Raw genomic sequence first — 22,248 nt, 5'->3', positions numbered from 1 at the left:
CCCATGAGCAGGGCCGGTGCCGAGCGGGATCGCCACCTGTTCTGGCGCGATCCGGCCCTGCCCTTCATAGAGGCGCGGGCGGTGCAGGATGGCCGCCGCGTCTGTTACGACAAGCACAGCCACGCCCACTTCTCCATCGGCGCCATCACCGGCGGCCACAGCCACTACCTCAACCAGCGCAGCAGACAGGAGGTCGGCTCGGGCTCCCTGGTGCTGATGAACCCGGAAGAGGTGCACGCCTGCAACCCCATCGCAGACCAGCCCTGGTCCTATCTGATGTTCTACCTCGATACCGACTGGCTGCGCAGCCAGCAGGAGGAAGCCGGACTGGGGGCCCATTTTCGCCCCTTCGACATGACGGCCAGCCGGGATCCCCTGCTGTATGCCCGCTTGCAACACCTCTATCGCACCCTGCAGGATGACCGCCAGGATCGCCTCGCCAAGGAGGTGGCCTGCCATCTGTTCAGCCACCAGCTGCTGGCCAGGCTCACCCCCGCCAGATGGGACGCGCGCCCGCCCCTGCATCTGAGGCGCGCCGCCGAGCTGATGCAGGACGAGTACGCCAGCCCCCTCACCTTGCAGCACCTGAGCACAGTCGCCGGTCTGACCCCGTCTCACTTCGTGCGCGCCTTCAGCCGCCATTACGGCATGACCCCTCACGCCTACCTGCTCAACCAGCGCATTCGCCATGCCCGTGCCCTGCTCGTTCAGGGGCGCCCCCTGGTCGAGGTGGCGCTGGCGACGGGCTTCGCCGATCAGGCCCACTTCCAGCGCCAGTTCAAGCGGCTGGTCGCCGCGACTCCGGGCCAATACCAGTGCCTCCCTCAGCGCTCCAGCACAAGATAGCCAACGCTGAGCAACAGCAGCATCGCCATACCGCGGTTGAACCAGCGCAGACGGCGAGGTGCGAGCAGGGCTTCCTGCAGACAGCTGCCGACATAAGCCCAGCAGGCGATGGAAGCAAGACAGATCACCAGATAGAGGCTGGTGAACCATATCGTCTGACCCACATTGCCCACGGCCCCATAGGCTCCCATGCCCATGCTGGCCGCCAGCCAGGCCTTGGGATTGAGCCACTGCATCAGGGCGCCGTATAAAAAGGCGGGTGGGGTGGCGCCCTCACGCTTCAGTTCTCCCTTGTCCGTCATCAGCAACCAGGCCAGATAGCAGAGAAAGAGGATGCCTCCCCAGCGGATGCCGCTGAGCGCCACTGGCCAGTGCGACAAGGCGGCCCCCAGGCCCAGCCCCATCAGCAGCAATAGCAGGATGAAGCCCAGGGTGGCCCCCACCACATGGCGCAGGCTGGCGCGAAAACCATATTGCGCCCCCGCACCGAGGGCGACCAGATTGACCGGGCCGGGAGAGATGGACATGGCCAGGGCAAACCCGGCCATGGACAACAGCAGACTCATTTCCATGGATGACACTCGTTGAAGGTGTTGAATCCTTACCCTACCCATGAGCCTGGCGCCGATATTGAAGAAAATTGCGATCTCCTCCGGCGGGACGAGCCGACACATTGCGGGCTTAGCACGGACGCACGCTTGCGGTAAACTGACCCACAATCACCTATTCACAGGACATGTTAATGGACCAGTTTGCCCATATCAGTGCCCATGATGCCCACCAGAAGATCGCTGCCGGTGAAGCCCGCCTCGTGGATATTCGCGATCCGCAATCCTTCGAGGCCGCCCACGCGGTCGGCGCCTTCCACCTTACGAATGGTTCTCTGGTTCGCTTTATGGACGAGGTGGATTTCGATACCCCTGTGATAGTGATCTGCTATCACGGCAACAGCAGCCAGGGCGCGGCCCAGTACCTGCTGCAACAGGGCTATGACCAGGTCTACAGCCTGGATGGCGGCTTCGAGGCGTGGCGCAAAGAGTTCCCCGTCCAGGCAGGCGACGCATGACAGGGGCGGGCAAGCCCTCCTCAACCGGCATGATCCAGCTGCTGGTGCTCGACAACGCCCGCATGGCCCAGGCGCTGGTGGACTACCTCGCCACTCTCGGCATCTCGTGCGAGCTGACCCAGTCCGAGCTCGGCGTCTCGGTCTGGCTGGCGGACGAGCAGCGCCTCGCCCAAGCCCAGCTGGAGGTGAAACGCTTCCTGGCAGAGCCGGCCCACCCGCGCTACATGGAGGCCTCCTGGCAGTCGGGTCGGGCGGATGCCCGTATCGACTACAGCAAGGGGATGACGGATCCCGTCACCGACTTCCTCCATCAGGCGGGGCCGCTGACCCTGGTGGTGATCATCGCCTGTCTGGCCATCTATGCGCTCAATGCCATAGGCCTGCCGATCTTTGACGAGCTGGCGTTCCACCCGACCCTGGCCCAGTTCACCGACTGGCAGGCGTGGCGTTACTTCACCCCGGCCTTTATCCACTTCTCGGTGCTGCACCTGGTGTTCAACCTGCTGTGGTGGTGGTATCTGGGGGGGCAGATAGAGCAGCGCCTCGGCGGCGGCAAGCTGCTGATCCTGCTGCTGGTGGGCGCGGCCCTGCCCAACATCGCCGAGTTCTTCGCGAGCGGCCCGCTGTTTGGCGGCCTCTCCGGCGTTGTCTATGCCCTGCTCGGCTACTGCTGGCTGCGCGGCAAGCTGCAACCTGCCTGTGGCCTCACACTGCCACCGGCGCTGATGGGCTTCATGCTGTTCTGGCTGGTGCTCGGTTTCTTCGACCTACTCGGCACCAGCACGGCCAACATGGCCCATCTGGTGGGTCTGCTGGTCGGCCTGCTGCAAGGCTGGCTGGACAGACACCACCAGCCAGCTTGACCCCTTGCCGTCATCGGGTTTTCTTCGACCCACTCGGCAGCCGCATCACAGTCAACATGGCCCACCTGGTGTGTCTGCTGGCCAGCCTGCTGCAAGGCTGGCTGGATCGCCATCACAAACCAGCCTGAGTTTGTTGCCGCAGCCTGCTGCCACTGTTTTTACGCCAGAAAACAAAACGCCGCCCCTAAGGGCGGCGTTTTTATTGGCCGACTGGCTTACTGCTTGAGCAGACCGCCATTGGTCACCTTGACCGCGGTACCGCCACTCATGAAGAAGCTGCCGAACTGGGACTGCATCTCTGTGGTGACGTCGCCACTCGGATCGAAGTTCTCGTCCGGTGCCAGCAGCGAGCTGTGACCACCGGCCACGAAGCGGGCCGCGTTGTGGCTGGCCGCGCCTGTGGCGGTCAGGGGTTGCAGCGCCAGCACCTTGAACAGCGGCTCGGTACCACCCAGCGGGGCGGACGCTATGCTGTTCGGGATCACCTGATCCGACAGGCTCAGGGCACCGTCACCCACGATCTCGGTGGCAAACAGCGGGAAGTCCGCCTTGATGCCACGGCCGAGGTTGATCGGGTCAGCCGAATCCAGCACCGACTGGGCCGCAAAGCTGTAGCTCTGCAGCGTGCTGGCTGCGGTCGCCTGAGTGGCCGCGTCCAGGCTCGGCAGGAACTCGTTGACGAAGCAGGTCGGTACCGCCGTCTGGCAGTTGGGAGCATAGGCGGTGAAACCGGCCTTCAGCTCGGCACTGCCGCTGGTCAGCACGCCCATCTTGATGGTCGGGCCGAAGGTCGGCGAGTTCAGCAGCAGCGGCGCTATGCCGCCACCCGGCATGGCCAGACCACCGGTGTCGAACTTGAACAGGGCATCCGCCTGCGCGTTGCCCAGGGTCTGGTTGGCGACCGCCAGCAGGTTGGTACCCGAAATGGCCCCCAGGGAGTGACCCAGGAAGTGCACCTTGAGGTTGCCGGGCGTCCCGATGGCGCTCTTGGCGTTGGCCAGGCCAACCGCCAGACGCAGACCCAGCAGGTCCGCCACGCTCTGTTTCAGGTTGTCCCGCGCCACTGTCAGGTAGCTCAGGTTCAGGTACGGCGTCGGGTTGTCCGGGGTGGTCACAGTATCCATGCTGCCACTCAGAGCGAAGCCACGCTCACCGTGCAGCGGATGATCGATCACCACCAGCGCCACCTTCTTGCCCGCCTGCATGCCGGCATAGATCTGGCCCAGTGCCAGCGCGTAGGCGTTCTCTTTCACCGAGGTCACGCCGTGCTGATAGATGATGACATCCGTGATGGTGTTGAGGGCATCCTTGGCGAAGACGCGCATCGGCACGGATTGCACCTCTTCCAGCATCGGCAGCGGGTTGAAGCGGCCTATGTTCTGCTCGGCATCCAGCGGCTTGCCGCCGGAGGTGAGGGTCACCCCGATCAGCTTGCTCGCTTCGGCCAGCAGCTCGGCCTGACGGGTCGGATCGGCAATCAGCGTCGCCAGCAGGGCCGGATCCACACCCGCCCCCACCAGCCCACCGATCACTTCGCTGTCAGACGCCTTCAGCGCATTGGCGATGGCGTACAGGCTGGGGATGGCACCGTGCCAGGACTGGGTCTTGGCCTTGCTCCAGGAACCGGCGGTGGCCGGCGAGGAGAGGAAGTAAGGCAGCTTGACGGTGCCGGTATAGACCTTGGTGCCCTGGGCAATGGGATTGAGCGGAGTGCCAGGGCCAAAGGCGGTGGCGATCGCGTCTTTCTGCTCCTGCGGCAGGAACTGCTCGGCATCCAGCTGGGTCAGGAAGGCATTGTTGCCAGTCACGGCCAGGGTATAGGTGCCTGGCAGGCTGGTGTTGCCCAGGGCATCCTGCTTCCAAAGCTTGGCGGCATCCAGGGTAACGGGGTCGGCCTTGAGCACGGACGCCGCAGCCCCCTTCACCGCCACCAGCACATCGGCGCCAGATTGGGTGCCGAACCAGTCGGAGAAGATCACATGATCCGTCGCTATGCCGGTCGCGGCCTTGAACAGCCCTTCCTGCAGCGCGATCAGACCGTTGATGGTCTGCTCCTGGGCATTGCTGCCTACGTTGTTCTTGTAGTTGCCGTAGTCACTGCCTGCCTTGAGGGCATCGCCACGGCTGTCTTTCAGCGAATCGGTGGCCACTATCATGTAGTAGGAGGACGGGTTCAACGGCTTGAGCGGAACCAGGTTCAGCTTGCCGGCCGAGGCGGCGACCACGAAGTCCACGCCGTAGGTCAGCACCTTCTTCACGCCATTCGGGCGCAGGGCGGCACTGTCAAAGCTCAGCTCCAGCAGGTAGAGCGGTGCCACCGAGGCGGCAAACTCGGCCGCGGCCGGGGCCTGCACCTGGATGCCGGATGAAGTCACTGGCACGATCTGGATAGCCTGGGTCGTGGACCAGCCATCCAGGGTCGACATGGCGGAGACGGGGTTGGAGAGATCCGCGGTCTCGGTGGAGAATTTCAGGGTACCATCGCTGGCCCGGGCCGCCAGGGCGCTGGGGCGCACAGCGTTGGAACCGGTCAACAGATAGTCGAGATAGCTTGAGGTGTCGCCTTTGTTATCGTCACTGCCACCACAGCCAGCCAACAGGGCACTGACAACTGCGGCATAAATTAGCTTCTTTTTCATATCCTTATCTCTTTTTAGTTGTTATCCATGATGTGCTGACGGGGGAGGGTGAAAACCCGACCGAACCATCTTAACAGCAACGCAACAATTGTTAAGCGTCTGGTCGGTCATCTGATCTGCTTTTTTTGTGTACAACATCAAGGAATTGGAATAGAAACGGGACTCGATAGGTTAACAGCTTCATTCCGGATACCAGACCCGACCAGCGACTCCCCTGCTCCTGATGGCAAAAAGCCACCCCGATCTCGGCAAAGCGGCTGAATTGTCGGTAGAATGTCGCCATTGCTTAAGGAGAACCACATGATCGACCCGAAGAAACTGGAAGAGATCGCCAAACAGGTGCACAACTCCCTGCCGCCCGGCATTCGCAGCATGGGTGAAGAGGTGGAGAAGAAGATCCGTCAGGTGTTGCAGTCCCAGCTCAACAAGCTGGATCTGGTCAGTCGCGAGGAGTTTGACGTGCAGACCAAGGTGCTGCTGCGCACCCGCGAGAAGCTGACCGCCCTCGAGGCCAAGCTGACGCAGCTGGAACAGCAGCTCGGCGCCAAAGGCGAGTAACAAACGCTGACATCGCCGGCTCGCTCGGCGCATAAAACAAACCCCAGCCAGGCTGGGGTTTGTTGTTTCTGGCTCGCCGAAGAGACTGGTAAATCGCCCTCGGCTAGCGCTCAGATAAACTCGTAGGCGTCGCCAAAGATGCGCTCAGGCTCGGCACCGAGGATCTTGAACTCCTCCCGCGCCGCGCCGGCCATCTCGAAACGGCCGGCCACATAGATGTCGTAGTCATGCAGACTGACGAAGTCATCCATGATGGCCTTGTGCACCAGCCCCGTCTTGCCGGTCCAATCCGCTTCCGGCTCCTGCACCACGGGGATGAAGGTCAGCGGTGCATAGTCGCGCGCCCACTGCTGCATCTGCTCCTGTTCATAGAGCCAGTGCGCCTGGCGCACGCCCCAGTAGAAGAACACAGGGCGCTTGCTGCCGGTATCGATCAGGAACTCCAGAATGGAGCGGGCATAGGAGAAGCCGGTTCCCCCCGCCATCAGGATCAACGGACGGGGCGACTCTTCCCGCAGGAAGGCCTTGCCTGCCGCCAGTTCAATCTCTATCTCGCCCTGCTCGCGCATGCGGGCCAGTACCTGACCTGCATAAGCGTTCTCGGGGGTGGCACCGATCTGCAGCTCCAGCACGCCGGGGCGGGTCGGTGAGTTGGCGATGGAGAAGGGGCGCTTGTCCGAATCGCTCATCACCACCAGCAGATACTGGCCCGGCTTGAAGCTGACCGCTTGCTGCGGCGTCAGGGCCACGTGCCAGATGGTGTCGACATATTCGCGCAGTTCCTCTACGCGGCACTTGATACGTTGCATTCTTATCCTTGTGACGGGCTCGCTCGGCCCGCTTTCGCTCATTGATTCACTGTGGACTGACGACCAGTGCAGCTGGTCAGGTTCCCCGAGCATACCCAATTCCGCTCGGAGATCATCAACCTTTTGCACCAGAACGGCGGTGGCACCGCGGATCCTCTGGCTGGCCGGGCATGTTCGACCCGGCCCGAGTGATATAAATCCCAGGCAGCCGGGCCTAGCCGAGAATAGCCAGCTCGTCCCAGATGGCATCCACCTTCTGCTTCACCGCCTCGTCCTGGACTATGGGTTGCCCCCACTCGCGGTTGGTCTCCCCCGGCCACTTGTTGGTGGCATCCAGCCCCATCTTGGAGCCAAGACCGGAGACGGGCGAGGCGAAGTCCAGATAGTCGATCGGGGTGTGCTCGATCAGGGTGGTATCCCGGGCCGGGTCCATCCGGGTGGTGATGGCCCAGATCACATCCTTCCAGTCGCGGGCGTTGATGTCGTCGTCGCAGACGATCACGAACTTGGTGTACATGAACTGGCGCAGGAAGGACCAGACTCCCAGCATCACCCGCTTGGCATGGCCTGGGTAACGCTTCTTGATGGTCACCACCGCCATCCGGTAGGAGCAGCCTTCCGGCGGCAGGTAGAAGTCCACAATTTCGGGGAACTGCTTCTGCAGCAGCGGCACGAACACCTCGTTCAGCGCCACCCCGAGCACCGCCGGCTCATCGGGCGGTCGGCCCGTGTAAGTGCTGTGATAGATGGCATCGCGACGCATGGTCATGTGGGTGATGGTGAAGACAGGGAACTCGTCCACCTCGTTGTAGTAGCCGGTGTGATCCCCATAAGGCCCTTCGGGAGCCATCTCCCCCGGCTCCAGATAGCCTTCCAGCACGATTTCGGCGCTGGCGGGCACCTCCAGCTCACAGCTCAGCGCCTTCACCACCTCGGTGCGGCTGCCGCGCAGCAGACCGGCAAACGCATATTCGGAGAGAGAGTCAGGCACAGGCGTCACAGCGCCGAGTATGGTCGCAGGATCGGCACCCAGTGCCACCACCACGGGGAAGCGCTCGCCCGGATGGGCTTCCTGCCACTCGCGAAAATCGATGGCACCGCCGCGGTGATCCAGCCAGCGCATGATCAGCTTGTTCTTGCCGATCTTCTGCTGACGGTAGATACCGAGGTTCTGGCGCTTCTTGTAGGGACCGCGGGTGATGGTGAGGCCCCAGGTGACCAGAGGCGCCACATCGCCGGGCCAGCAGTGCTGGATCGGGATCTGGTCCAGATCGACCGCCTCCCCTTCCAGCACCACCTGCTGACAAGGGGCGGAGGAGAGCCGCTTGGTCGGCATGTTGAGCACCTGCTTGAAGATGGGCAGCTTCTCCATCAGCTCCTTGAGGCCGCGCGGCGGCTCGGGCTCCTTCAGGTAGGAGAGCCAGACCCCGACCTGGCGCAGGGCGCCGACGTTGGGCTGGCCCATGCCCATGGCGACCCGATCCGGGGTGCCGAACAGGTTGGTCAGCACCGGCATGCGGTAACCTTTGGGATTTTCGAACAGCAGGGCCGGGCCACCCGCACGCAGGGTGCGATCGCTGATCTCCGTCATTTCCAGATAGGGATCTATCTCGCGGGTGATGCGCTTGAGTTGTCCGTTTTGTTCCAGCTGCGCGATGAAATCACGCAAATCCTTGTATTTCATGCAGGTACCCTGTGTTCAGGCGATGCCGCATTATAACCCTGGCGGGGCGACGGGTGTACCCGTATCGGGCAGCATCACAGGACTTGCATGGCGCTTTTCCTGCCGGGTGAGCCGATCGGCGAGCTGAGCCAGCAGCCTGGGTTCATCCATCTGCAACAGCAGACTTGCTACCTGACCGCTGTACTGACGATTGCCGAGCTCGGCCAACAGGAACTGCTGCGCCGTGTCGGGCAGGGGTGAGAGCTGGCTGAGTTGTTGCAGGGCGGGCAGTTTCAGGCGGCCGTTGCGGCTGGCGGCGATCAGCAGGTCGCTCGCCGCCTGCCCCTGGTGAAAACGGGCCACGCTCCGAAGGGCGGCAACGCTGTCGTGATCCACCGGCTGGTGCCACAACTTCTGATAGAGGGCGCTGTCGCCGGTGCGCTCGAGCAGCTGTCGCAACAGCTGGTTGTCGGGCAGGAAGATGCTCATGGCAGCCAGCTTGCGCGCCTCGCGCTGCAAGACAAAGAGCGGCTGCCGCTCGAGTACCGCCAGCAACGCCTGCTGCTGCTGGGCCAGGTCCGGGTTGCGGCTGTTGTAGATCTGTTTGAATTCGAAGCTGTTCTGTTCCAGCAACTGACGGTAGTTGTCCTGCCAGGCCTGTTGCTGCCAGCGGCTCAGCACCAGCCGCGCCGCGGCGGCAAAATCATAGGCGGGCTGCTGGATCAGAAAACCGTCCACCTCCTTCTCCACCAGCCAGCGGGGCGCCTTGACCGACTGGGCGCGCACCCAGGCCAGCAGTTCGGGGGAACTCGCTCTGGGGCTGGCATCCAGGGTGGCCAGCAACCGGCACAGCAGGTATTCCCGCTGGCCCACGGCCAGCGAGTCCAGCAGCGAGTCCATGGCGGCAAACTGCCCCTGCTGCAGACGACTGCCCAGATAGTCGAGATGGCCCTGCAGCCCTTCATCGGCGACCAGCTCGGACTTGACCACCGAGGGGGCAGCATGCACCGGCATGCCCATCAGCCAACCGAGCCATATCAGGAGTACCAGCTTCATGACGTCCCTGTCCTTGTGACATCGAGGTTTCATACTACTCAAGCGACCGGAAAATAGATAAACAAAAACCGCGACCTGAGCCGCGGTTTCGTCATTCTCCGACCGGATTACTTCTGTTGACGCCGCATGGAGTCAAAGAATTCGTCGTTGGTCTTGGTGGCAGCCAACTTGTCGATCAGGAACTCTATGCTGTCGATCTCCCCCATGGGGTGAATGATCTTGCGCAGGATCCACATCTTCTGCAGCTCGTCACCGGTAGTCAGCAACTCTTCCTTCCGGGTGCCGGAGCGGGTGATGTCGATGGCCGGGTAGACGCGCTTCTCGGCAATCTTGCGCGAGAGGTGCAGTTCCATGTTGCCGGTACCCTTGAACTCTTCGTAGATAACCTCGTCCATCTTGGAACCGGTATCAACCAGCGCGGTCGCTATGATGGTCAGGCTGCCGCCTTCCTCAACATTACGCGCGGCGCCGAAGAAACGCTTGGGTCTGTGCAGGGCGTTGGCGTCCACACCACCGGTCAGTACCTTGCCGGATGAGGGGATGACGGTGTTGTAGGCACGGGCCAGACGGGTGATGGAGTCCAGCAGGATCACCACGTCCTTCTTGTGCTCGACCAGGCGCTTGGCCTTCTCGATCACCATCTCGGCGACCTGGACGTGACGGGATGCCGGCTCGTCGAAGGTGGAAGCAATGACTTCACCCTTCACCATGCGCTGCATCTCGGTCACTTCTTCCGGACGCTCGTCGATCAGCAGGACGATCAGTTCGCAGTCCGGGTGGTTGTAGGCGATGCTCTGGGCGATGTTCTGCAGCAGCATTGTCTTACCGGCCTTGGGCGGTGCCACGATCAGGCCGCGCTGGCCTTTACCTATGGGGGAAGCCAGGTCCAGCACACGGGCCGTGATATCTTCGGTCGAACCATTGCCCCGTTCCATGCGCAGACGCTCGTTGGCATGCAGGGGAGTCAGGTTTTCGAACAGGATCTTGTTGCGGGCGTTTTCCGGACGGTCGTAGTTGACCTCGTTGACCTTGAGCAGCGCGAAATAACGTTCGCCCTCTTTCGGTGGCCGGATCTTGCCGGAGATGGTATCGCCGGTACGCAAGTTGAAGCGGCGGATCTGGCTCGGGGAGACATAGATATCGTCCGGGCCTGCCAGATAGGAGCCGTCTGCACTGCGCAGGAAGCCAAAACCATCGGTCAGGATTTCCAGCACACCGTCGCCAAAGATATCCTCACCACCCTTGGCATGCGCCTTGAGGATCGCGAAAATAATATCTTTCTTGTGCGCCCGAGCCAGATTTTCTAACCCCATGGATTCGCCAAGCTTGACCAGCTCGGACACAGGAGTGTTCTTTAATTCAGTCAGATTCATAGTGGTGAAAGTCTGTAAGCAAGGATTGAAATGAGGAGACAGTCTGCTGGATTGATGCTGATCGGATTTGATTTGCCGGGCTGTTGTTAAGCAAAGAGTCAGGCAAAAAGGTTAGCAAACGAACGATAAACTAGCACCAATCGGGATGAGCGTCTAGGTGATAAAACACAAGGAGCGCATTATTGCAATGCGCTCCTTTTTGATTATTACAGGTTACCGTCCAGAAACTCTTTCAGCTGAGTCTTGGACAGGGCACCGACCTTGGTCGCTGCCACTTCGCCATTCTTGAACAGCAAGAGGGTCGGAATACCGCGAATGCCATACTTGGGCGGAGTGTCGGCGTTATGGTCGATGTTCAATTTCGCCACAGTCACACGACCGGCATACTCTTGGGCGACTTCGTTCAGGATCGGGGCAATCATCTTGCACGGACCACACCATTCGGCCCAGAAGTCGACCAGAACGGCGCCATCGGCTTTGATTACATCTGCCTCGAAGCTGGCATCGCTCAGCTGAACAATCTTGTCACTCATCTCCAACTCCAGTCAGTAATTAAGGCTTTATTGACGTATCAACAAAGGCAATAGTTGCCCTATTTGAAATGATCCTGTTTATTATTGCAAGCCTAACCTGATAACCTACCGCCATGAGCAAAACACACTTAACGACCGAAAAATTCGCCCAAATGGGCCTCGAACCCGAAGTTCTGGCTGGTCTGGAATCAAAGGGATTTCACTATTGCACGCCCATCCAGGCACTGTCTCTGCCACTGCTGGTAGAAGGCCATGACCTCGCCGGTCAGGCCCAGACAGGAACCGGCAAGACCATTGCCTTCCTGGCCGCGACATTCAACTATTTGCTGACCCACCCGCTGACCAATCCCCGTCTGGTTAACCAACCCAGAGCCATCATAATGGCACCCACCCGGGAACTGGCAGTACAGATCTACAACGATGCCGACAGCATAGCCGCCTCTACCGGCCTCAAGCTTGGCCTCGCCTACGGCGGCGAAGGTTACGACAAGCAGCTGGCCGTGCTGGAGCAGGGCGTCGACATCCTGATCGGCACCACGGGCCGCATCATCGACTACTTCAAGTCCAAGGTCATCGATCTGAGCAACATTCAGGTCGTGGTACTGGACGAAGCGGATCGCATGTTCGATCTGGGCTTCATCAAGGACATACGTTTCCTGTTCCGCCGCATGCCGGCGCCGACCGAGCGGCTGAGCATGCTGTTCTCCGCCACCCTCTCCCTGCGGGTGCAGGAGCTGGCCTACGAGCACATGAACCACCCGGAACACGTGCAGGTGGAGCCTGAGCAGATGACGGGCGTGCGCATCAAGGAGGAGCTGTTCTACCCCTCCAACGAAGACAAGATGCTGTTGTTGCTCTCCCTGATGGAAGAAGAGTGGCCGGAAAAGGCCATCGTCTTCGCCAACACCAAGCATGTCTGTGAAGACGTGCATGCGTGGCTGGAGAATGACGGCCACCGCGTCGGTCTGCTGACCGGTGACGTGCCGCAGAAGAAGCGGATGAAGATCCTGGAAGACTTCACCAAGGGGACGCTGGACATCCTGGTCGCCACCGACGTGGCCGCCCGTGGTCTGCACATCCCGGACGTGACCCACGTCTTCAACTACGACCTGCCCGACGACGCCGAGGACTATGTACACCGTATCGGTCGTACCGGTCGTGCCGGCAAGAGCGGTCACTCCATCAGCCTGGCCTGTGAAGACTATGCCTTCAACCTGCCGGCCATAGAGGAGTACATCCACCACCCGATCCCGGTCAGCAAGTATGACCGCGAGGCGCTGCTGGATGACGTGACCGCACCGAAACGGGTCGTTCGCAACCGTCAGCCGGTGAACCGCAACATGCGGGATCGCCAGGGCGGTGGCAACAGCAACAACCGTCGTCGTCCGCCGCGCAAGAGCTGAAGGACAGGCACAGTTGTACAACTCGCCGCTCTATGCCGCCATCGACCTCGGCTCCAACAGCTTTCATATGCTGGTGGTGCGCGAGGTCGCCGGTGCGCTGCGCACCGTCACCAAGGTCAAGCGCAAGGTTCGCCTCGCCGCCGGGCTCGATCCGGAATTTCGTCTCAGCCGTGCCGCCATGGAGCGGGGCTGGGACTGTCTGCGCCTGTTCTCCGAGCAGTTGCAGGACATTCCGGCCGACAACATCCGGGTGGTGGGCACAGCCACCTTGCGCCTTGCCACCAATGTCGACGAGTTCCTCAGCGAAGCGGAACGGGTGCTCAACCACAGCATAGAGATCATCTCGGGCGAGGAAGAGGCCAAGACCATCTACGAGGGGGTCTCCTGGACCTCTGCCGGGGAAGGCAACCGACTGGTGATCGACATAGGCGGCGCCAGCACAGAGCTGGTGATCGGCGAGCACAGCGAAGCGAAACTGCTCAACAGCCTGCACATGGGCTGCGTCACCTGGCTCAACAACCACTTCGGTGATGGCGAGCTGAGTGAAGCCCGCTTCGGGCAGGCCATCGCGGCCGCCAAGGCAGTGCTGGAGAAGGTGGCGGAAGATTACCGCACCCTGGGCTGGCGCACCTGCGTCGGCGCCTCCGGCACGGTACAGGCGCTGCAGGAGATCATGCTGGCGCAAGGGAAGAGCGAGCGGGTCACACTGCCGAAACTGCAGGAGCTGATGGGTCAGGCCATCGCCTGCGGCAGGCTGGACCGGCTGCAGCTGGAAGGGCTGGCGGCCGAGCGGCTGACCGTGTTCCCCTCCGGCCTCGCCATCCTGATCGCCATCTTCGAGACTCTCGGCATCGAGAGCATGACCCTGGCGGGCGGCGCCTTGCGGGAAGGGCTGATCTACGGTCTGCTCGGCAACAATCACGACTGTGATGCCCGGGATCGCACCGCCGACAGCCTGATCAGCCGTTATCAGCTGGACAAGGAACACGCCGAGCGGGTGCGCGACACCGCCATCGAGGCCTTCACCCAGCTGCAGCCGAGCTGGCGCCTCTCGAAACGTTACGGTCGCCCCATCCTGCGTTATGCGGCTCTGCTGCACGAGATTGGCCTCTGCATCGAGTACAAGAAGGCGCCGCAACACGCCGCCTACATCATCGACAACATCGACATGCCTGGCTTCACCCCTGCGCAAAAGAAGCTGTTGTCGGCCCTGCTGTTCAACCAGCGGGACGAATTAAAGCTGGAAACCCTGGAGAAGCAGGGCGCCGTCACCGGTCGTCAGGCGATCCGGCTGGCCCGCATTCTGCGCATCTCGCTGATCCTCTGCATGCGTCGCACCCAGGGCACAGTCCCCAGCTTCACCCTGCAGGCCGATGAAGAGGCGCTGACCCTGACCCTGCCCAAGGGCTGGCTGGATGAGCACTACCTGCGCGCCAGCGAATTGCGGCTCGAAGTGGAACGCCAGCAGAAGCTGGGCTGGCCCACCCGCTTGCTGGAAGCCTGATTGGGCCCGCGCCCAATCAGCTCCCCTTTTCACCCCGCCTCACCTGTTCCGACAATCCCTTTCGCAGCCATACAGAGCTTCATTCAAGACTTGTCTTTGATTTCATTGGCTTTTCAGCTCGATCATGCCCCTCCTGATCGTCTTGCACTCTACCCAGTTTCTCCATCTCGGCTAGAGTAGGATCGTCTCTCAAACAGGAATGGACGCTATGAAACCTTTGACTCTGATAGGCCTGACCGCCCTGCTGACTGCCTGTGGTGGTGGCGGCGGTGACAACAACAGCCAGCAGAATGCCCAGCTGTCGCTGGCCTTCTCCGATGCCCCCGTGGATGCGGTCAGCAAGGTCTGCATCGCCGTCTCCAGCATCAGTATTCACCCAGTGACGGGCACCGAGCTGGGCTGGACAACCGCCAGCTTCCTGACCTCGGCCCAGGACGACGGTTGCACGCCGACGGGGGAGACAATTCCCCTCGACAGCGCGGGACATCCCCTGTTCACCTACATAGATCTGCTGCAATACCAGGGCTCCACCAGCCGTCCCCTGCTGGCCAGCCAGAGCGTGGTACCCGGTGACTACAGCCAGATGCGGCTGCGAGTGCTGGATGGACGGGAGGTCAGCAACCAGTTTCTGGGTGGCACCCCCTACTCCTACGTCAAACAGGATGATGGGGTGATCAAGCCGCTGGAGGTGCCCAGCAGCGAGCTCAAGCTGGACGCCTTCACCATAGCCGCCAACGGTCTCAGCGCCTTCACCACAGAGTTCGACCTGCGCCACGCCATGGTGCTGCCGGGCCACGAGCAGTATTACAAGCTCAAGCCCAGAGGGGTGCGGCTGGTGAACAATACCCAGGTCGCCACCGTCAAGGGCACTGTGGCGAGCGGTGCCTGCGGCGGTCAGCTGACCGACAAGGCCTTCGTCTATCTCTATCAGCCGAGAAACGATGACAACTACCCCGACATGGCCGACAGCGACAACGGCTTCTACGCCAGCGCCCCCGTGCAGCCCTTGACCGCAGGTGGCTTTGGCTACGAGCTGGGCTTTGTTGACCTCGGCAATTACGATCTGGCCCTGGTCTGCAATGGCAACGAGGATGATCCCGAGCTGGCAGGCGATCCGCTGCAACTGGAGCAGGTGCTGAAGGGTCAGGCGGTAGTGGCCCCCGCCACCAGCATCAACTTCCAGTAGCGAGAGGCAAGACAGCATGGCAGATTACCAGCCCATCAGCTGTGACCTCTACGACTGGCTGGAGATCGCCGCCAGCTGGCAGTTATCCGTCACGCTCACCAGCCGCGATGGTCGTCTGTGGGATGACAAGATCCGCACCATAACAGCCAGCGAGGGCGTCGAGTACCTGCTGCTGGAGAGTGGCGAGCGGCTCAGCCTGGCCGAGCTGGCTAGCCTGAGCCTGGTCTGGCAGGGGGAAGAGAAGCTGATCCGCTTCGCCCCCGCCACCTGAACGCCAAACCTAAAAAAGGAGGGCCAACACCTTGTTGGCCCTCCTTTTTCATCCCGCGACCTCAGGCCGGCAGTCAACTCGCCGCCAGCGCCGCCATCACGTAGACATCGAAGCGGTTGCTCTTGGTCTCGATGGCCATGCTGGGTTTCTGCTCATTGAGCCAGCCCGCGTAGTCGGGCCGCTTCACCACCACCCGCTTGTCCGCCATCTTGAGGGCCGCCGGCAACAGGGCATCCGCATCGAGATCCGGCCCCACCAGCGACTGGAATACCCGCATCTCTTTTTTCACCAGCGCCGACTTCTGCTTGTGGGGGAACATGGGGTCGAGATAGACCACCTCGGGCCGCTCGGTCAACGCCAGCAGGTTGTCCACCGCCGGCCCTTGCAGCAGCCGCATCCGCTCGCTGACCCAGGGGCCAATTTCGGGATCCTGCGCCGCCCGCATCAGCCCATCCTGCAGCAGGGCTGCCACCACGGGGCTGCGCTCGATCAGCGTCACCTTGCAGCCGAGGGAGGCCAGCACGAAGGCGTCGCGGCCCAGCCCGGCGGTGGCATCCACCACGGTCGGGGTCGCCCCGGCCTTGAGCCCGACCGCCTTGGCGATGGACTGGCCCCGTCCGCCGCCAAACTTGCGGCGATGGGCCACAGCTCCTTCCACGAAGTCCACGTAGACGGCCCCCAGTTTGGGCTCATCCAGCTTGCGCAGCTCCAGCCGCTCGGGCGTAAACACCAGGGCGAACTGGGGGTAGTCGGTCTGGTCAAGCTGGCTGGCCAGCGCTTGCGCCAGCGCGGCCTTGGCGGGGTCTTCGAGGAGGATTTGCATGGTCTTTGGAGGCGTTCTAAGTTCAGTGAAGGGAGTGTACCACAGCCCCTTTCCATCGCTGTAGGGAGGAAACCCCATGCACCTGCTCATCGCCTTGCTACTCGCCGCCCAGAGCGGCACAGACCTGAAGGTATGCGGGGTGGACTGGCCCCCCTTTTCCTATGCGGAGCAGGGGCGCCTGACCGAGGGGATTTCCATCGAGATCCATCAGGAGGTCGCCCGGCGTCTGGGGATGAAGCTCAGCCTGATCGAGCTGCCATGGGGGCGCTGCGAGCAGTATGTCAGCACCCGGCTCGCCGACGGCATTCTCGACAATGCCCCGCTGCCCGGTTGTCATCACCCCGATCTCGCGACCGCTTTTTATCCCTTGGCCGCCTATGTGCGCACCGACAGCCCCCTGCACAACTTCTCATGGGAGATGGCCAGGGGGATGAAGGTCGGCATGGTGAGGGGCTATGACTACACGGAGAAGATCAAACACTATGACGGCTGGGTGCCGATCAAGGCGCACTCGGACAAACAGCTGCTGTTGCTGCTCGAAAAGAGCCGGGTCGACATGATCATCCTGGATTACTTCTCGGCTCCCATCTTGTCGAAGGAGCAGGACGTGCCGATCCGCGCGCTCTCCCCCTTCATCGACTCGACCCCGCTCTACCTCTGCTTTGGCGAGCAAAGGGCCGCGCTGCTGCCCGCATACAGCAAGGCACTGCAGCAGATGCTGGAGGAGGGGGTACTGGATCGCATCTACCTGCGTTATCTCGGCGAAGACTATCGGACGCTGAAAGGCAGGCAGGACAAGCTGAAACCGGCGGAGTGATCGCCCGCTAGCTGATCTGCAGGAACATGCTCTTGTCGTTGAGCTGCAGGTATTCGATCAGGTCGTCATAGGCCAGCGGGCGGCTGAGCAGGAAGCCCTGGGTGAAGGCACACCCCTTCTGGCAGAGGAAGTTGAGCTGCTCGCGCGTCTCCACCCCCTCGATCACCACCTGCATGCCGAGGTTGTGCACTATGTTGATGATGCCGTCGAGCAGCAGCCTGTCCTGTTCGTTGAACGGGATGTGGCGCACGAAGGCGCGGTCAATCTTGACCAGATCCACCGGGAAGTTGCGCAGGTAGTTGAGGGCCGAATAGCCGGTGCCGAAGTCGTCGATGGCCAGCTTGCAGCCCGCCTCGCGCAGGGCATCGATCCGCACCCTGTGCTGATCGCTGGTCTCCATCAGCAGGGATTCGGTGATCTCGATGACGATGTCGCAGGGGTCGAGCCCGAAGTGGTGGATCACCTTGAGCCACTCGCTCGCTTCCGGGTCTATGGTCTGGAACTCCAGGGTGGAGCGGTTGATGGACATCTGCAGATCCGGGAAGCCGGATTGCTGCAACCGCGCCAGATCGCGGCAGGACTGCCAGAGCACCAGCGCCCCCAGCCCCTGGATGAGCCCCGCCTCCTCCGCCAGCGGAATGAAGTCCGCCGGCGAGACCTGGCCCCAATGCGGGTGATACCAGCGCACCAGCGCCTCCAGCTTGGCCACCCGGCCGCTGCGGTTGTCCCAGATCGGCTGATAGGCCATGGTCAGCTGCTCCAGCTTGATGGCCTCCGCCAGATCCTGCTGCATCTGATGACGCTGGCGCACCTCCTCGCGCATGGAGGCGCAGTAGGTACCGAGCAGGCGCCCCTGTCGCTTGGCGGCAAACAGCGCCTGTTCGGCGTTGCGCAGCAGCTCGTCGCTCTCGACGCCATCCCCGGGGCAGAGGGTGATGCCTATGGTGGCCGTCACATAGAGGTGCTGATTGGCCAGCATGAAGGGACGGGCGAAGCCGCCTATCACCTGCTTGGCGAACACCTCGGCCTGGCGGCGGTTGACTATGCCGGGCACCAGGAAGGCGAACTCGTCGCCGCCGATGCGGGCCACCAGATCCTCGGTGCGTACCCGGCTCACCAGCCGATCCGACACCTCCCGCAGCAGGGCGTCACCGGCGTGGTGATCCATGCTGTTGTTGACCGCCTTGAAGTTGTTGAGATCCAGCACCATGAGCGCGAAGCGCTCGCCCCGCTCGCAGAAGCGGCTCAGGCAGCGGCCAAACAGCCAGCGATTGGGCAGGCCGGTGAGGTTGTCGTAGTTGGCCTGGGCGGCGATCTTCTGCTCCGCCAGCTTGGTCTGGGAGAGATCGCTGAAGATGGCGATGTACTGGCTGATCCTGCCCCCTTCCCGCAGGGTGCTGATCATCAGCTGCTGGGGATAGAGCTTGCCGTTCTTGCGCTTGTTCCACACCTCGCCACGCCAGACCCCTACCCGCTCCAGCGCGTGATACATGTCGGCGTAGAAGGCCTGATCGTGCAGCCCGGACTTGAGCAGGCTGGGGCGCTGACCGCACACCTCGGTCTCGCTGTAGCCAGTGATCTGCTCGAACGCCGGGTTGACCGAGATGATGCGGCTGTCGGCATCGCACACCAGAATGGCTTCGGAGAGGTTGTCATAGACCCGGTGGGAGAGCTTGAGTTGCTCGGCGTGGCGCTTGAGGGGGTCGATATTCTCCAGCACCACCATCAGGTAGTCGGGCTGCAGCTGATCATCCCGCACCAGGGTGACTGTGACTCTCCCCCACAACACCTGACCGTCCCGGTGCAGGTAGCGCTTCTCCTGGGTGAAGGCGGTACGCTCGCCGCGCTTGAGCTCAGCGTAACAGGAGACGCTGCGCAGCCAGTCTTCCGGATGGTTGAGCTCGGCGGCGGTGCGGTGCAGCAGCTCATTCTGGCTGTAACCCAGCATCTTTTCGATGGCCGGGTTGGTCCAGAGGATCCTGCCATCCAGATCCAGCTTGCCAATCCCCACGGGGGCGTGGGACATCATGGTGTGCAGGAAGTGGTGATACTCGGGCTGGCTCTGCACCGGCAACGACTGGCACATCAGCGCCAGCTCGCGGCCCGCCAGCGGTGCCAGCAGCCGCAACAAGCCCATCACCTTGTCCATGTTGGCGAGCGGCTGTTTGAACAGCACGCTGCAGATGCCTATGGTCTCGCCCTGGGCATTCTTGAGGGCCACACCGGCATAGGCCTGAATATGCCAGGCCTGCAGCACGACGGCATGAGGAAACAGCTGCTGGACGCGATCGCTGAACCAGGCCTCCCCCTCTTGCAGGGTGACTTCCCCCGGGGTGGCGCTGACCGGAAAGCTGAAGTTGGTGGTGTCGAGAGATGCGGGATGGGCGGCATGCACCTTGAAAAACAGCCCCGCTTGATCCCTACCTGAAATCAGGACGAAGTCGGCCCTGACCGCTGCTGCGATTTCACTCACAAAGGTATCGAAATATCCCTGACCACTCGAATGAGACAGACTTGAGATGATTTGATAGACAGACTCGAGTGCTCGCCTCATGGCAAGGTTCTTTCTCTCCTTGGAAGGTAGAACCCGACTCTACTGAAGAGGCGGGGACAGTGCAAACATGCACTCCGCAAGATATTAAAAAGCCTTGAGAAAAGGGACCAAAAGGTCCCTTTTTATCTCAAAAATCACGCAAGGATCCCACTATGCCGCAAAAGTGTACCTGCTTGAAGCTCACGGCGGCAAAGGGCGCCGGGCCTCAGGCGGCAATCCCGCTATGGCGTAGCAGGGCATCGACCCTGGGTTCGCGGCCACGGAAGGCACGGAACAGCTCCATGGGCTCCTTCGCCCCCCCCTTCTCCAGAATATTCTTCAGGAAGGATTGGCCGGTGGCGGAGTTGAAGATCCCCTCCTCCTCGAAGCGGGAGAAGGCATCGGCGGAGAGCACCTCGGCCCACTTGTAGCTGTAGTAGCCCGCCGCATAACCGCCGGCGAAGATGTGGGAGAAGCTGTGCTGGAAGCGGTTGAACGCCGGCGGCGTCATCACGGCCACCTGGCTGCGCACTTCACTCAGCAGGGCCGGGATCTGATCCGGCTTGGCCGGGTCAAACTCCTGGTGCAGACGGAAGTCGAACAGGGCGAACTCCAGCTGACGCAGCATCTGCATGGCGGCCTGGAAGTTGCGGGCAGTCAGCATCTTCTCCAGCAGATCGGCAGGCAGCGGCTCGCCGGTTTCATGATGACCGGAGATGAAGGCCAACGCCTCGGACTCCCAGCACCAGTTCTCCAGGAACTGGCTCGGCAGCTCTACCGCATCCCAGGCCACGCCGTTGATACCGGCGACACCGGCCACGTCGATCCGGGTCAGCATGTGGTGAATGCCGTGGCCGAACTCGTGGAACAGGGTCACAACCTCGTTGTGGGTGAACAGAGCCGGTTTGCCATCCACAGGGCCGTTGAAGTTGCAGGTCAGATAGGCCACCGGCTTTTGCAGCGAGCCATCCTGACGGTAGCGACGGCCCAGGCAGACATCCATCCAGGCCCCGCCCTGCTTGTGCTCGCGGGCATAGAGGTCGAGGTAGAAGCTGCCGCGCAGCTCGTCCTCGGCATCGAAGATATCGTAGAAGCGCACATCAGGGTGCCAGGTGTCGATGCCGAGGCGCTCGCGCACCTTGATGCCAAACACCCGTCTCACCACCTCGAACAGGCCCTTCACCACCTTGTTGGCGGGGAAGTAAGGGCGCAGTTGCTCGTCGGAGATGGAGAACTTGTGCTGCTTGAGCTTCTCGGCGTAATAGGGCAGATCCCAGGCCGCCAGTTCGCTCTGGCCATGCTGCTCGGCGGCGAAGGTGCGGATCTCCTCCAGCTCGGCCTTGCCCTGTGGCAGGGATTTGGCCGCGAGATCCGAGAGGAAGCCCACTACCTGCTCCGTCTTGTCCGCCATCTTGGTGGCGAGCGACAACTCGGCATAGTTGCCAAAACCCAGCAGCAGGGCCAGTTCGCGGCGCAGGGAGAGCAGCTCGGTCATGATGGCGGAGTTGTCCCACTTGCCGGCGTTCGGGCCCTGATCCGAGGCGCGGGTGGTGAAGGCCTCATACAGTTCGGCGCGCAGCGCGCGGTTGTCGGCATACATCATCACCGGCAGGTAGGAGGGAATATCCAGAGTGAACAGCCAGCCCTGCTGACCCTTCTGCTCCGCCAGCTGGCGGGCGGCGGCCTGCGCACTCTGCGGCAGGCCGGTCAGGTCTGCCTCGTCGGTCACCAGCCTGGTCCAGCCCTGGGTCGCATCCAGCACGTTGTTGCTGAAGCGGGAGGCCAGCTCGGAGAGGCGGGCCTGGATCTCGCCGTAGCGCTGCTGCGCCTCGGCGGGCAGACCGATACCGGACAGGCGAAAATCGCGCAGGGTATTCTGGATCTCCTTGCGCTGGGCACCGCTCAGCAGCGGGAAATCGTCGCTCTCGGCCAGCTCGCGATAAGCCTGATAGAGGCCTTCATGCTGACCGACATAGGTCTGGAACTCGGACAACAGCGGCAGGCAGGCGTCGTGGGCCGCGCGCAGCGTTTCGCTGTTGAGCACGGAGTTGAGATGGCTGACCGGTGACCAGACTCGCGCCAGGCGGTCATTCACCTCTTCCAGCGGCGCGATCAGACTGTCCCAGGTATGTGGGTCGCGCTGGGCCAGCACATCGCTGATCTTCTGTTTGCAATCGGCGATGGCCTGCGTCACGGCAGCTTGCACCTGGTCGGGCTGGATCTGGCTGAAAGGGGGCAGCGAGTCCATTGTCAGCAAAGGGTTGTTCATCCTGCGGTACCTCTAAATTCTCTACAGCCCCTGCCG

General features: G+C 62.0%; 20 protein-coding genes. 10 read left to right on the top strand and 10 right to left on the bottom strand.

Translation table 11 applies throughout. From position 1 onward, the window contains the following. Positions 1 to 3 precede the first annotated feature (3 nt). Positions 4 to 846 (top strand): AraC family transcriptional regulator, encoded by an 843-nt coding sequence (locus tag CK910_RS05070; RefSeq protein ID WP_043557279.1) that lies wholly within the window; start codon positions 4 to 6, stop codon positions 844 to 846. Here CK910_RS05070 and CK910_RS05065 read toward each other — a convergent pair. Then, a complete protein-coding gene (locus CK910_RS05065; RefSeq protein WP_098981309.1) occupies positions 825 to 1,418 on the bottom strand; it encodes a LysE family translocator in 594 nt (197 codons plus the stop codon). The genes CK910_RS05070 and CK910_RS05065 overlap by 22 nt on opposite strands. Before the next feature lie 170 nt (positions 1,419 to 1,588). Between CK910_RS05065 and glpE the strand changes: the two genes are divergently transcribed. Genes glpE through CK910_RS23625 form a run of 3 tightly spaced genes read left to right on the top strand, consistent with a single transcriptional unit; the run spans position 1,589 to position 2,903 of the window. Further along, positions 1,589 to 1,912: a thiosulfate sulfurtransferase GlpE gene (gene glpE / locus CK910_RS05060; RefSeq protein ID WP_043557281.1), complete on the top strand. Its 324-nt coding sequence runs from the start codon at positions 1,589 to 1,591 to the stop codon at positions 1,910 to 1,912. Between the two features lie 29 nt (positions 1,913 to 1,941). Next, positions 1,942 to 2,775: a rhomboid family intramembrane serine protease GlpG gene (gene glpG, locus CK910_RS05055; protein WP_098984992.1), complete on the top strand. Its 834-nt coding sequence runs from the start codon at positions 1,942 to 1,944 to the stop codon at positions 2,773 to 2,775. Beyond that, positions 2,772 to 2,903, top strand: coding sequence for a hypothetical protein (locus CK910_RS23625; protein ID WP_441296861.1), 132 nt, complete (start codon positions 2,772 to 2,774; stop codon positions 2,901 to 2,903). The genes glpG and CK910_RS23625 overlap by 4 nt, the downstream gene beginning before the upstream one ends. Positions 2,904 to 2,990: 87 nt before the next feature. Here CK910_RS23625 and CK910_RS05050 read toward each other — a convergent pair whose 3' ends face one another. Beyond that, complete coding sequence (locus CK910_RS05050; RefSeq protein ID WP_098981307.1) at positions 2,991 to 5,414, bottom strand: VolA/Pla-1 family phospholipase; 2,424 nt, start codon at positions 5,412 to 5,414, stop codon at positions 2,991 to 2,993. A 300-nt stretch (positions 5,415 to 5,714) separates the two neighbouring features. Here CK910_RS05050 and ubiK point away from each other — a divergent pair, with 300 nt between their 5' ends. Continuing rightward, positions 5,715 to 5,972 (top strand): ubiquinone biosynthesis accessory factor UbiK, encoded by a 258-nt coding sequence (gene ubiK / locus CK910_RS05045; protein WP_042867376.1) that lies wholly within the window; start codon positions 5,715 to 5,717, stop codon positions 5,970 to 5,972. A 110-nt stretch (positions 5,973 to 6,082) separates the two neighbouring features. Here ubiK and fre read toward each other — a convergent pair whose 3' ends face one another. The 5 genes from fre to trxA all read right to left on the bottom strand — a co-directional run bounded on the left by fre (position 6,083) and on the right by trxA (position 11,406). Continuing rightward, complete coding sequence (gene fre / locus CK910_RS05040; protein ID WP_098981305.1) at positions 6,083 to 6,781, bottom strand: NAD(P)H-flavin reductase; 699 nt, start codon at positions 6,779 to 6,781, stop codon at positions 6,083 to 6,085. A 214-nt stretch (positions 6,782 to 6,995) separates the two neighbouring features. After that, a complete protein-coding gene (gene ubiD, locus CK910_RS05035; RefSeq protein WP_043135797.1) occupies positions 6,996 to 8,465 on the bottom strand; it encodes a 4-hydroxy-3-polyprenylbenzoate decarboxylase in 1,470 nt (489 codons plus the stop codon). Between the two features lie 30 nt (positions 8,466 to 8,495). Continuing rightward, positions 8,496 to 9,500, bottom strand: coding sequence for a hypothetical protein (locus CK910_RS05030; RefSeq protein WP_098981303.1), 1,005 nt, complete (start codon positions 9,498 to 9,500; stop codon positions 8,496 to 8,498). A gap of 107 nt (positions 9,501 to 9,607) precedes the next feature. Further along, a complete protein-coding gene (rho, locus tag CK910_RS05025) occupies positions 9,608 to 10,873 on the bottom strand; it encodes a transcription termination factor Rho (protein ID WP_042036072.1) in 1,266 nt (421 codons plus the stop codon). Positions 10,874 to 11,079: 206 nt separating this feature from the next. Further along, on the bottom strand, positions 11,080 to 11,406 hold the full coding sequence (gene trxA / locus CK910_RS05020) for a thioredoxin TrxA (RefSeq protein WP_005307306.1): 327 nt from the start codon (positions 11,404 to 11,406) through the stop codon (positions 11,080 to 11,082). A 113-nt stretch (positions 11,407 to 11,519) separates the two neighbouring features. Here trxA and rhlB point away from each other — a divergent pair, with 113 nt between their 5' ends. From rhlB to CK910_RS05000, 4 genes are all read left to right on the top strand, one after another. Next, a complete protein-coding gene (rhlB, locus tag CK910_RS05015) occupies positions 11,520 to 12,809 on the top strand; it encodes an ATP-dependent RNA helicase RhlB (RefSeq protein WP_042867371.1) in 1,290 nt (429 codons plus the stop codon). Positions 12,810 to 12,822: 13 nt separating this feature from the next. Continuing rightward, entirely contained in the window at positions 12,823 to 14,313 is a 1,491-nt protein-coding gene (gppA, locus tag CK910_RS05010; protein WP_043135795.1) for a guanosine-5'-triphosphate,3'-diphosphate diphosphatase, read from the top strand. A gap of 208 nt (positions 14,314 to 14,521) precedes the next feature. Next, positions 14,522 to 15,499, top strand: coding sequence for a DUF4382 domain-containing protein (locus CK910_RS05005; protein ID WP_172955241.1), 978 nt, complete (start codon positions 14,522 to 14,524; stop codon positions 15,497 to 15,499). Between the two features lie 16 nt (positions 15,500 to 15,515). Next, a complete protein-coding gene (locus tag CK910_RS05000; RefSeq protein ID WP_098981298.1) occupies positions 15,516 to 15,770 on the top strand; it encodes a Rho-binding antiterminator in 255 nt (84 codons plus the stop codon). 73 nt (positions 15,771 to 15,843) lie between these two features. Here the strand turns inward: CK910_RS05000 and CK910_RS04995 are convergent, their stop codons facing one another. Then, on the bottom strand, positions 15,844 to 16,593 hold the full coding sequence (locus CK910_RS04995) for a class I SAM-dependent methyltransferase (RefSeq protein ID WP_098981296.1): 750 nt from the start codon (positions 16,591 to 16,593) through the stop codon (positions 15,844 to 15,846). Between the two features lie 76 nt (positions 16,594 to 16,669). Here CK910_RS04995 and CK910_RS04990 point away from each other — a divergent pair, with 76 nt between their 5' ends. Further along, positions 16,670 to 17,410, top strand: a complete 741-nt coding sequence (locus CK910_RS04990) for a substrate-binding periplasmic protein (protein WP_098981294.1) — start codon at positions 16,670 to 16,672, stop codon at positions 17,408 to 17,410. 7 nt (positions 17,411 to 17,417) lie between these two features. On the opposite strand, the gene CK910_RS04985 is transcribed toward CK910_RS04990, so the two are convergent. After that, positions 17,418 to 19,964 carry a putative bifunctional diguanylate cyclase/phosphodiesterase gene (locus CK910_RS04985; protein ID WP_098981292.1) on the bottom strand — a complete coding sequence of 849 codons (2,547 nt, stop codon included), beginning with the start codon at positions 19,962 to 19,964 and terminating at the stop codon, positions 17,418 to 17,420. A 205-nt stretch (positions 19,965 to 20,169) separates the two neighbouring features. Continuing rightward, on the bottom strand, positions 20,170 to 22,212 hold the full coding sequence (gene prlC / locus CK910_RS04980; protein ID WP_098981290.1) for an oligopeptidase A: 2,043 nt from the start codon (positions 22,210 to 22,212) through the stop codon (positions 20,170 to 20,172). Positions 22,213 to 22,248: the final 36 nt, after the last annotated feature.

This window comes from Aeromonas sp. CA23 (assembly GCF_002587065.1).
Taxonomy (GTDB): Bacteria; Pseudomonadota; Gammaproteobacteria; order Enterobacterales; family Aeromonadaceae; genus Aeromonas; species Aeromonas bestiarum.
The sequence above is the reverse complement of the archived record's forward strand: the minus strand, read 5'-3'. Positions and strand labels throughout refer to the sequence as shown.

Bases quoted from the DNA above. Each gene is read 5' to 3' on its own strand.
- fre (WP_098981305.1), bottom strand. From the start codon at position 6,781: ATGCAACGTATCAAGTGCCGCGTAGAGGAACTGCGCGAATATGTCGAC.
- CK910_RS05065 (WP_098981309.1), bottom strand. From the start codon at position 1,418: ATGGAAATGAGTCTGCTGTTGTCCATGGCCGGGTTTGCCCTGGCCATG.
- CK910_RS05005 (WP_172955241.1), top strand. From the start codon at position 14,522: ATGAAACCTTTGACTCTGATAGGCCTGACCGCCCTGCTGACTGCCTGT.
- trxA (WP_005307306.1), bottom strand. From the start codon at position 11,406: ATGAGTGACAAGATTGTTCAGCTGAGCGATGCCAGCTTCGAGGCAGAT.
- prlC (WP_098981290.1), bottom strand. From the start codon at position 22,212: ATGAACAACCCTTTGCTGACAATGGACTCGCTGCCCCCTTTCAGCCAG.
- ubiD (WP_043135797.1), bottom strand. From the start codon at position 8,465: ATGAAATACAAGGATTTGCGTGATTTCATCGCGCAGCTGGAACAAAAC.
- glpE (WP_043557281.1), top strand. From the start codon at position 1,589: ATGGACCAGTTTGCCCATATCAGTGCCCATGATGCCCACCAGAAGATC.
- rhlB (WP_042867371.1), top strand. From the start codon at position 11,520: ATGAGCAAAACACACTTAACGACCGAAAAATTCGCCCAAATGGGCCTC.
- CK910_RS05050 (WP_098981307.1), bottom strand. From the start codon at position 5,414: ATGAAAAAGAAGCTAATTTATGCCGCAGTTGTCAGTGCCCTGTTGGCT.
- CK910_RS05030 (WP_098981303.1), bottom strand. From the start codon at position 9,500: ATGAAGCTGGTACTCCTGATATGGCTCGGTTGGCTGATGGGCATGCCG.
- CK910_RS04985 (WP_098981292.1), bottom strand. From the start codon at position 19,964: ATGAGGCGAGCACTCGAGTCTGTCTATCAAATCATCTCAAGTCTGTCT.
- rho (WP_042036072.1), bottom strand. From the start codon at position 10,873: ATGAATCTGACTGAATTAAAGAACACTCCTGTGTCCGAGCTGGTCAAG.
- CK910_RS04990 (WP_098981294.1), top strand. From the start codon at position 16,670: ATGCACCTGCTCATCGCCTTGCTACTCGCCGCCCAGAGCGGCACAGAC.
- CK910_RS05070 (WP_043557279.1), top strand. From the start codon at position 4: ATGAGCAGGGCCGGTGCCGAGCGGGATCGCCACCTGTTCTGGCGCGAT.
- CK910_RS04995 (WP_098981296.1), bottom strand. From the start codon at position 16,593: ATGCAAATCCTCCTCGAAGACCCCGCCAAGGCCGCGCTGGCGCAAGCG.
- CK910_RS05000 (WP_098981298.1), top strand. From the start codon at position 15,516: ATGGCAGATTACCAGCCCATCAGCTGTGACCTCTACGACTGGCTGGAG.
- glpG (WP_098984992.1), top strand. From the start codon at position 1,942: ATGATCCAGCTGCTGGTGCTCGACAACGCCCGCATGGCCCAGGCGCTG.
- ubiK (WP_042867376.1), top strand. From the start codon at position 5,715: ATGATCGACCCGAAGAAACTGGAAGAGATCGCCAAACAGGTGCACAAC.